The sequence below is a fragment of the Streptomyces sp. NPDC059900 genome, assembly GCF_050270335.1.
GTDB lineage: Bacteria > Actinomycetota > Actinomycetes > Streptomycetales > Streptomycetaceae > Streptomyces.
This window is the reverse complement of record NZ_JBNNJZ010000440.1, coordinates 1-6,916: the sequence shown is the minus strand read 5'-3', so window position 1 is coordinate 6,916 and position 6,916 is coordinate 1. Positions and strand designations below refer to the sequence as shown.

General features: G+C 71.9%; 8 protein-coding genes. All 8 read right to left on the bottom strand.

The features are described 5' to 3' along the window. Positions 1 to 399 (bottom strand): MSMEG_6728 family protein (locus ACQKIP_RS35440; protein WP_427745079.1); only part of this gene is annotated, 399 nt, incomplete at its 3' end. Between the two features lie 113 nt (positions 400 to 512). Beyond that, positions 513 to 1,046: a nitroreductase family deazaflavin-dependent oxidoreductase gene (locus ACQKIP_RS35435; RefSeq protein WP_365859547.1), complete on the bottom strand. Its 534-nt coding sequence runs from the start codon at positions 1,044 to 1,046 to the stop codon at positions 513 to 515. A gap of 30 nt (positions 1,047 to 1,076) precedes the next feature. Beyond that, on the bottom strand, positions 1,077 to 1,925 hold the full coding sequence (locus ACQKIP_RS35430; protein ID WP_365859545.1) for an endo alpha-1,4 polygalactosaminidase: 849 nt from the start codon (positions 1,923 to 1,925) through the stop codon (positions 1,077 to 1,079). Between the two features lie 154 nt (positions 1,926 to 2,079). After that, positions 2,080 to 2,958, bottom strand: a complete 879-nt coding sequence (locus ACQKIP_RS35425) for an SIS domain-containing protein (RefSeq protein ID WP_365859543.1) — start codon at positions 2,956 to 2,958, stop codon at positions 2,080 to 2,082. A 60-nt stretch (positions 2,959 to 3,018) separates the two neighbouring features. Next, positions 3,019 to 4,329: an alpha-glucosidase/alpha-galactosidase gene (locus ACQKIP_RS35420; RefSeq protein ID WP_365859541.1), complete on the bottom strand. Its 1,311-nt coding sequence runs from the start codon at positions 4,327 to 4,329 to the stop codon at positions 3,019 to 3,021. Next, positions 4,326 to 5,282: a carbohydrate kinase family protein gene (locus ACQKIP_RS35415; RefSeq protein ID WP_365859539.1), complete on the bottom strand. Its 957-nt coding sequence runs from the start codon at positions 5,280 to 5,282 to the stop codon at positions 4,326 to 4,328. Before ACQKIP_RS35415 ends, ACQKIP_RS35420 begins: the two co-directional genes overlap by 4 nt. A gap of 73 nt (positions 5,283 to 5,355) precedes the next feature. Beyond that, positions 5,356 to 6,246, bottom strand: a complete 891-nt coding sequence (locus ACQKIP_RS35410) for a carbohydrate ABC transporter permease (protein ID WP_427745078.1) — start codon at positions 6,244 to 6,246, stop codon at positions 5,356 to 5,358. Continuing rightward, positions 6,246 to 6,916, bottom strand: a 671-nt coding sequence (locus ACQKIP_RS35405; RefSeq protein WP_427745077.1) for a carbohydrate ABC transporter permease, incomplete at its 5' end; no start/stop codon positions are given. The genes ACQKIP_RS35410 and ACQKIP_RS35405, both read right to left, overlap by 1 nt.

Here is a 6,916-nt window from a genome sequence, read left to right as displayed (position 1 = left end):
GTAGAACTCCGGGGCCTTGCGCACCAGGGCCGAGCGGTGGCTGCGGTGGAAGGCCCGGTCGCCCAGCCAGGGCGGCAGTTCGCCGGCGTCGGCGAGCTGCTCGCGGGTGCGTACCGCGCTGTCGGGGCGGTGGCGGGTGTAGTCGCTGACCAGGGTGGCGGCGCAGGTGTCGGTGCGGCCCTCGGCCACCCACGTGGCGCAGATGTCGAGGCCGTAGCGGACCAGGGCCTCTTCGTAGCCGGTCCACATGCGGACCGCGGGGTGGTGGCGCCATCCATAGCCGGGCACGGTCAGGCCGCGCAGGACCTGGAGGGCCTCGACGCGCTGTTTGCCCAGGCGTGCCTGGTCGAGGACGGCGGCGGAGCGCGTGAAGCCGGAGTACGGGAGGAAGGTCTGCACGCACCATGCCTACCGCGGGGGGGGGGGCCGTTGTCAGACAAGCGATCCGGGTGCACCCCCCCGGCCGCCGGTGCGGCGGGGGCCGGGGGGGCGGGCGGGGCCTGCGGCAATGCCTACGGGCGTGCCGGGCCGGGGGAGGGCGCTGTTGGTGCGGCGGGCTCGAACCGTACGAAGGGAATGGCGGCGCCCACCCTCCGGAATTCCTGCGCGCTGCCGTCCTTCACCTCGAAGCCCATGAAGGCGGTCAGCCGGCGGGCCACTCTTGGATGCCGGACCGCGTATCGCGCCATGAGCTCACCGCCCTCCCGCGGTGACAGGAACCGTGCGAGGACTTCGTGGCGCCGTGCGCCGACCTGGATCGTCGTGCGGGGCGTGACCTGCAGGTTGCGGTACCAGGCGGACTTCGGCCCGAACCCGGAGGCCACCGTCCACGACGGGCCGGCCGGATCGTCACGCGCCACCACCTCGATCACGACGCGGCGCAGCTGCCCCGACGTGCGCCCCACATGTTCGAGCAGGAGGAAGCGCCGGCCCAACAGGGCGCCGAGACGGGCCCGGCAGAGCCAGATCGGCAGCCGGAAGAGAAACCGCCGCCAGCCCGTGGGGAGTGGCGGACGCCCTGGAACAGAGACACCCGGAGCAGTCATGTCCACACCGTAGGGGTCAACAGCGCTTCATCAGCACTGCGCGAAGACGTAGCCCTTCGTGCCCTTGGGGGTGACGTCGCGATCGCGCAGGGTGATGGACAGGCGGGAGGCGTAGGCGTCGCAGGCGGTTCGGTAGTCCCGCCGGGTGTACTCGACGGCGAAGACCTTGTCGTCGTAGGCGTCGGCGAAGTCGCCGCACTCCTTGTAGGCCGCGCACTCCTCGACGACGGCGAAGTCGAAGCCGATGCGCTCGCGCTCGGGCAGCAGGTCGGTGGTGTTCTTCTGCGCGATGGCCAGGCCCTTGTCGTGGGCGCGCCGGGCGAGCAACTCGGCGAAGGCGGCGGCGTGTTCGGAGGTCAGCAGGTCCTCGGAGCGCTCGTAGGAGTCCAGGTTGTCGGGCTCCACGGCGTCGTATCCCGATGCGGCGCAGCCGTCGATCCACGGTCCGACGACCTTCATCAGCTTCTCGCGCTTGGCGGAGGTGGAGATGTCCAGGAGCGGCTCGTCCCAGTCCTCGTCGACCACCAGGGTGCCCTCGTCGTTCTTCAGGAGCAGGTCGGGGTGGGTCTTCTTCCACCAGGCGATGGCATCGCCCGGCTGGGTCTGGAAGGCGTTGACGTAGCACACGTTGTACAGGCCCTGGGCCGGCTCGGCGGAGCGGTCGCGCGAGAGGGCCTGTACGGCGTCCCGGGGCGGGTAGGGGCCGCCGAGTTGGTAGTCGAAGACGGCGCCGGCTTCGGGTGCGCGCACGCTGTCCGCCCGGTGTGTGGAGGTGTCCGGGGTGTCCTTGCCCTCGCCGGTGGAGCAGGCGGCGGCGAGCAGGAGGGCGGCGGCACCGGCGGCCAGGCGGCCGGGGCGCGAGCGGTACAGGCGGTGCATGGGGAGCTTTCGTTCGAAGCGTGCAGGCCGTGCGGAATGTGGCGCGATGTCGATCTTACGGTGTATGTCGGACGGGCCGGAGGTCGGGGCCGCGGCGGCCGGCCGGGGGAGACCGGCCGCCGCGGCCGGGCGCTCACGACGTCATGGTTATGGTTCAGGCCAGGACGACGGAGCGGGTCAGGTGGTCGGGGCGGTCCGGGTCGCGTCCGGCGTCCTGGGCGCGCCGCACCGCGAGGCGCTGGGCGAGGACCAGTTCGGCCAGCGGGTCCAGTTGCGGACGGCGCAGGTGGGCGCCGGTGGCTTCGATCCGGGCGGCGAGTTCTGCGGGCAGCGGGGACAGGCTCCACACGGCCCGCCCGGGGCCGGCCACCGCGATGGGGCCGTGGCGGTATTCCATCACCGAGTACGACTCGGTCCAGTGGGCGGCGGCCTCGCGCACCTTGAGGGCGGCCTCCTCGGCCAGGCCGGCGTGCCAGCCCTCGCCGAGGAAGGTGATCTGCTCCGCGGCGAGCAGCCGCGGATCCAGCGGTGCGTTCAGGGCCGTGTCCAGGTCGCTCAGGGCCTGCTCGGTGTCGTGGCCCAAGTGGGCCAGGAGCAGCACCAGTTGGGTGGTGGCATAGCGGGTCTGCACCACGGACTGCTCGTCGGCGTGGTCGAGGACGATCACGTCGTCGGCGGCGCGCGCGGCGGGCGACGTCGCCACCGCGGTGATGGTGGTGGTCCGCGCGGAGGCGGGGGCCGTCCGCAGGGCGGTGAGGATCTCGGTGGTGGTACCCGAGCGGGTCAGGGCCAGGATGCGGTCGTAGGGGCGGTGCAGCCGGGCCGCCGACGCGGGGAACGCGTCGGTGGGGCCGTGCCCGAGGTCCTCGCGCAGGTGGGCGTAGGCCCGGGCCATGAACAGCGACGTGCCGCAGCCGATCACGGCGACCCGCTCGCCCTTGGCGGGCAGTACCCGCGTGTGGTCGGGCAGGCGTTTGAGGGCGTGCTGCCAGCACTGGGGCTGGGAGTCGATTTCCTGACGGGTGAGCGACATGGAGGGTGCTTTCTCTGTACGGGGCCCTGCGGGGCGGCAGCGGGGTGCGGGAAGGGCGGGTCAGTCGCCGAGCGTCTGGCGCAGGGCGGGTGGGAGGCGGTCGGCGTGCGCGCGGACCATGTCGTCGCACAGCCGCCAGATCTGCTGCACGGTCAGGGCCGCGGCCGTGGCCGGGTCGGTCATCGCCGCGTGCCGGATGTGGCGCGGCTCGTCCTCGAGGGCGGCGCGCACGACCAGGTCGTTCATGCTCAGGTAGGTGCGGTTGAGGGCGGCCAGCTGCGGGGGCAGGGAGCCGGCGCGGGTGGGCTGGATGCCGGAGGCGTCCACGAGGCAGGGCACTTCGACGACCCCGTGGCCGGGCAGGTTGTCGATCAGGCCGTGGTTGGGGACGTTGCCGTACACGGTGCGCGCGGTGCCCGTCACGATGCTGTGGATGATCTGCGGGGCGTACTCCATGGTGCCCTCGACGGTGAGCGGCCGGCCCGCGGCCAGGGCGTCGCGGGTCTGGTGGTAGGCGGCGACGTTCTCTTCGACGATGCCCAGGTAGGCGCCGACCGGCAGGCGCAGGCGCTCGATCTCGCTGTCGTGGTGCAGGTACCAGGGCACGTACTCCGAGGAGTGCTCGCTGGTCTCGGTGGGGTAGTAGCCAAGGCGCCGGTACATGTCCACGCGCACCCGGCGCTTCAACTGCTCGTCCTTGGCGATCAGTTCGTCGAGGCGGGGGTAGAGGTCCTTGCCCTGGTGCTCGAAGCGCAGGACCCACGCCTGGTGGTTGACGCCGGCCGCCCGGTAGGTGATCTCCTCGTAGGGGACGCCGACCAGGTCGGCCAGGTCGCGCATGGTCCAGTACACCGAGTGGCACAGGCCCACCACCTTGGTCAGGCCGGTGGCCTCGGTGAGGTACTGGATGTTCATGGCCATGGGGTTGGTGTAGTTCAGGAGCCAGGCCTCGGGGCAGAGTTCGGCGATGTCCTGGCCCAGGGCCTTCAGGAGCGGGAAGGTGCGCAGGGCGCGGAAGATGCCGCCGACGCCCAGGGTGTCGCCGATGGTCTGGCGCAGCCCGTGGGCGGCGGGGACGTCGAAGTCGGTGCGGGTGGCCTCGCCCATGCCGACCTGGACGATGTTGATGACGAAGTCCGAGCCGGCCAGGGCCTCGCGGCGGTCGGCGTGGCTGGAGATGGTGGCGTGCGCGCCCAGGTGGTCGGCGATGTATTCGGCCGCGGCCTGCGCGGTGGCCAGGCGTTCGGAGTCGATGTCGTGCAGGGCGATGTGGGCGCCCTTGAGCTCGGGGAAGGCGAAGAGGTCGGCGAGCAGGCCTTGGGTGAAGACGACACTGCCCGCGCCGATGAAGGTGATCTTGGGGTGGTTCATGAGGCGTGCGCTCCGCTCGGAGTGGTGTGGGCGAGGGCTTCGTCTCGCGTGGGCTGGGCCGATGTGCCGCCGTGGGCGCGGGTCGACAGAGATCCGCAGGCGACGGCGAAGCGCAGGGCCTGCTGCGCCTCCTGGCCGTCGAGGAGGGCGGTGACGAAGCCGGCGTCGAAGCTGTCTCCGGCGCCGACGGTGTCGATGGGGGTCAGGGGCAGGCCCGGTGCGGTGTGCAGGGTGCGGCCGTCGTGGCACAGGGCGCCGTCCGCGCCGTTCTTGACGACGGCCAGCGGGACGCGGGCGGCGAGCAGTTCGGCCGCCTGCGCCGGGCTGCCGGAGGGCAGTCCGGCCAGGTGCAGGGCTTCTCGGGCGTTGGGCAGCAGGACGTCGGTGTGGGCCAGGACGGCACCCAGCGCGGCCGGGTCCCACCGTCCCGAGGGGTCGTCCTGGGTGTCCAGGGATGTCCGGGCGCCGTGTTGGCGTGCGGTGCGAAAGAGCCGGGGCAGGTCGCCGGCCAGGCGCGGTTGCAGGAAGTAGGAGGCGGCGTGCACGTGGCGGGCGCCGCCCAGGAGCTCTTCGGGGACGTCGGCGCCGCTGACGGCGCTCAGGGTGCCCGGCGAGGTGAGGATGGCGCGGTCCTCGCCCCGGGTGAGCACGACGGTCAGCGGGGTGGGCCGGTCGGGGTCCAGGTGCAGGGCCCGGGTGTCGACGCCGCGCTCGGTGAGCGTGTCGCGCAGATAGCGCCCGGCGTCGTCGTCGCCGACCCGGCCGGCGAAGGCGACCTCCAGGCCCAGGCGCGCGGCCCCGCACGCCATGATCGCGGCGGAGCCGCCGAGGGTGAGGGATCCGGCGCCGACGAGTTGTTCGTGCTGGCCGAAGGCGAGCGGGGCGTCGAGCGGGCCCAGGATCACGTCGGGGTTGGCGTCCCCGATGACGAGCAGGTCGTACGTGGGTGGCATCGCGTTCCTTGAGTTCCTTCGGATGGTGCGGGGGCGTGCGGAGCAGTGGTACGGGGCAGGGGTGCGGGGCGGGTCAGCCCTTGAGGCCGCTGGAGGTGACCGAGCGGATGAAGGCCTTCTGCGCGAAGAGGAACGCGACCAGGACGGGAAGGACGGTGAGCACGTTGCCGGCCATCACCGCGGACCAGCGCGTGTGGTGCTGGCCCTGGAAGGTGGTCAGGCCCAGTTGCAGCGTGTACTGGGTGTCGTGGTTGATGGCGATCAGCGGCCAGGTCAGGTCGGTCCTGGTGGTCAGGAAGGTCAGGACGGCCACCGTGGCCAGGGCGGGCCGGGCCAGCGGCAGCACGATCGAGCCCAGGACCCGCAGCCGCGAGCAGCCGTCGATCCAGGCGGCCTCCTCCAGCTCGCGGGGCAGGGAGAGGAAGAACTGCCGCAGCAGGAACACCGCGAACGGCGTGACCAGGGAGGGCACGATCAGCGCGCCCAGGGTGTCGATGAGGCCCAGCTTCTTCATCACCAGGAAGGTGGGGATCATCGTCAGCTGGAAGGGCACCGCCATGGTCGCCAGCATCAGCACGAGCAGGGTGCGCGAGCCGCGAAAGCGCATCCGTGCGAACGCATAGCCGCCCAGGGCGCCGAAGACGAGGTTGGAGGTGACCGCGACGGCGGAGACGATCGCCGAGTTCAGCAGCCAGCGCGGGAACATGGCGTTGCCCAGGACGTAGCGGTAGCCGCCCAGGTCGATGCGTGAGGGCCACAGGGCCGGCGGGAAGCGGTTGATCTCGGCGTTGCTCATCACGGAGCTGAGCAGCAGCCAGATCAGCGGCACGGCGAAGAGCAGGGCCAGCGGGGCGAGCAGCGCGTGCCAGCCGCTGAAGGGCAGGTGGAAGCGGCGGCGGCGCACCGCGGCGGGCCGGGGGGTGCGGCGGGCGGCGGTCTCGGGCGCGGTGGTGGTGGCGGTCATCAGGCGGCTGCTTTCGTACGAAGGGAGCGGCCGCGGCCGCGGGCCACGCGCAGCACGGCGCCGACGGCGAACAGGGCCAGCGCCAGGACGTAGGCGGCCGCGGCTCCGTACCCGGCGGTGAAGTTCTTGAAGGCCTGTTCCCAGATGAAGTAGACGATCACGGTGGTGGAGCCGAGGGGTCCGCCCTTGGTGGTCACATAGACCAGGTCGAAGACCTGCAGGGACTGGATGGTCTGCCACAGCAGCAGGAAGACGCTGACCGGGGTGAGGGTGGGCAGGGTGACGTGGCGCAGCAGGTGCCGGCGTCCCGCGCCGTCCAGGCGGGCGGCCTCGATCAGTGACTGGTCCACGTCCTGGAGGGCGGCCAGGTAGATGACGGTGCACAGTCCGGTGCCGCTCCACAGGGTGATGGCGACCAGGACGAACAGGGCCTGCGAGGAGTCGGTCAAAAAGCCCTGGGGCGAGATGCCCAGGTGGTGCAGGACGGAGTTGGCCGCCCCGAAGTCGGGGTCGAGGATGAAGGAGAACAGCACGCCCTGGGCGGTGGCCGAGATGACGAACGGCACGAAGAACAGGGTGCGGTACAGGCCCACGAAGTGGATGCGCCGGTTCAGGGCCAGGGCCAGGGCGAGTCCGATGACGATGCTCAGCGGCACGTACATCAGGGTGT

Coding starts and splice junctions, on each gene's coding strand:
- ACQKIP_RS35425 (WP_365859543.1), bottom strand. CDS start 2,958: ATGTCGCTCACCCGTCAGGAAATCGACTCCCAGCCCCAGTGCTGGCAG.
- ACQKIP_RS35420 (WP_365859541.1), bottom strand. CDS start 4,329: ATGAACCACCCCAAGATCACCTTCATCGGCGCGGGCAGTGTCGTCTTC.
- ACQKIP_RS35410 (WP_427745078.1), bottom strand. CDS start 6,246: ATGACCGCCACCACCACCGCGCCCGAGACCGCCGCCCGCCGCACCCCC.
- ACQKIP_RS35430 (WP_365859545.1), bottom strand. CDS start 1,925: ATGCACCGCCTGTACCGCTCGCGCCCCGGCCGCCTGGCCGCCGGTGCC.
- ACQKIP_RS35435 (WP_365859547.1), bottom strand. CDS start 1,046: ATGACTGCTCCGGGTGTCTCTGTTCCAGGGCGTCCGCCACTCCCCACG.
- ACQKIP_RS35415 (WP_365859539.1), bottom strand. CDS start 5,282: ATGCCACCCACGTACGACCTGCTCGTCATCGGGGACGCCAACCCCGAC.